2 protein-coding genes are annotated in these 1,974 nt (G+C 61.7%); both read right to left on the bottom strand.

Annotation, left to right across the window (positions count from 1 at the left end; genetic code table 11):
- Window positions 1-425: 425 nt before the first annotated feature.
- Complete coding sequence (gene trbI / locus EP165_RS20255) at window positions 426-1,730, bottom strand: IncP-type conjugal transfer protein TrbI (RefSeq protein ID WP_127524666.1); 1,305 nt, start codon at window positions 1,728-1,730, stop codon at window positions 426-428.
- On the bottom strand, window positions 1,727-1,974 hold a 248-nt coding region (locus EP165_RS20250), incomplete at its 5' end, for a conjugal transfer lipoprotein TrbH (protein ID WP_501981698.1). The genes trbI and EP165_RS20250, both read right to left, overlap by 4 nt.

Genomic DNA, 1,974 nt, shown 5'->3' with positions numbered 1-1,974 from the left:
GGCAGCGGCGGCGGCACTGCACTACCTTTTGGTGGTAAAGTCCTGGCAGGTGGGGCCGCTCGTCTATTTCACCATTATTGCTGCATTGCTCGGCCACCGACTTGGAAAGATGCTGTACCGGCGCCGACGTCGTAAACTAGCAATTGCCTGACGAACCTGCACGGGCACAGCCGGTGCCTAACGCTAGGACTCAGGGGCATGAAGCCAGCCGGCAGGAAAGTCTCAGCGGGGTTCAATCTGGAGGGAGTGCAATAGCCATGACCTGCTCCCCATTCGCGGCGAACAAACGCATCACGTGATCGACGGAGTCTACCAAAATCTGGAGGAGGTTCATGGGTTCACGTCAAGTATCATCAAAATCCGACATTGTAGCTGGCGACAAAAACAAGCTCCGCGTTAACTTGGGCGTGGCGCCCCGACCAACATCATGGATAGGCCTTCCAGAATATTATGTCCTGATCGACGAGGACGTTGAAACGATAGCCCGGCCTAATCTCGAGCGTGGGCTGCACATTGAGGTTCTTCGACACGGTCTGCTCCGAAATCTGGCCGAACGTCTCGGCGAAGGAGCGGCGCGCCGCGTCGCTGGCGCTGCCCACCGTCGTCGACGTGCTGTTATCGTCAGGGAGCAGCATGTCGGTGCCGGCGCCGATCAGCGCTACGAGGACCGCCGATCCGAACGTGCGCAGATAGTGGTTGTCGACTTGATCGTGGAAACCGCCGTATCCCGCGCCGTCCGTTCCGGCCATGCCCCCGATCTGCAGCGTCGAGCCGTTCGGGAAGATGATGTCCGTCCAAACAACCAGAACCCGGTTCTGGCCAAAAGTTACGTCGGAGTCGTATCGCCCGAATAGCTTCGCGCCTTGCGGAATCAACAACCGCCGCCCGGTCGCGCTGTCATAGACATTCTGCGACACCTGCGCGGTGATGCGGCCGGGAAGATCGGAGTTGATGCCGGTGATCAGTGTCGCCGGAATTACGGAGCCGCGTTTCAGCTCGAAAGGCGACATTTGCGGCACCACGGAATTCGGCAAATAGCCGAGATCGGCGATATCTTGATTGAAGAATTGCCGTTTGGAGTCCTGGCCATTCGGGTCGGCAGTCTGGCCGATTCCGGACTGAAGAGCGGCGCTGTAAAGATCAAGCGCGCTTGCCGGCCGGTTCGCAGTCGCCAATCCCGTTTGCTGGAAGGTAGGTGCCGTTGCGCCAGCTGAATTTTCGAGATCCTTCAGATTGACCGCAATCGGAGAGTCGAAGGCGGCACCTTCAGCCTGGATGCTCGCCATCTGCTGCCGCTGATACTCTCGAAGCACCTGTTCGTCCTGTTCGCGCTGCAGCCGCGCCCGCCACACCTCTTCCGGCTCGAGCGTCGGCTGAGGGGCGGTTACGACGGTCGGCGTCGGCTCTGGTTCCCGCTGAAACGGGTTTCTCGGTCGCTCAGGCTCCACGCTTGGTGTCGGCTGGACCACGACGGGCTGCGGCTCACCGATGATCCCGTCCGGCACACCTTGCTTCAGACGCTCGGCGTCGTTGGACGCAGGCCGCGCTGACGACGGCTCGATCTGCGGATCGCCCCCGAAATGCAATCCTCTCGACGACAGGCCGTAAAAGATCACCGCCAGAAAGATGACGACCAGCAGGATGGCGACGATCACCGGAACGCGATTGAGGCGCCTGATGCGCGGTCCGTTCTGCGGACCGGCGCCGCCCAGCTTCAGGGACTCGGTCACGATGCGTCCTCCGATCCGCGCTGCATGACAGACAAGGGACTGGCCGGTGCCGCGCCCGTGGCGCTGAGCGTGTACATGCGGGTCAGCTCGACCTGCAGGGTCGAGAGCCGCACCAGCACGCCACCCTCAAAGGGATCGATCGAATAGGCCAGCGGCGTCACCGCGCCGCCATCGGTCGCCTGATTTGTGACGACGGCATAGCCCCATTCGCGGAGCGCCGCCTCGAGAGCCGGGCCAAACACGT

Source organism: Mesorhizobium sp. Z1-4, from assembly GCF_004000235.1.
Lineage (GTDB): Bacteria > Pseudomonadota > Alphaproteobacteria > Rhizobiales > Rhizobiaceae > RCIO01.
Note: the sequence above shows the minus strand (reverse complement) of the source record. Positions and strands in the feature narration are given on the sequence as shown.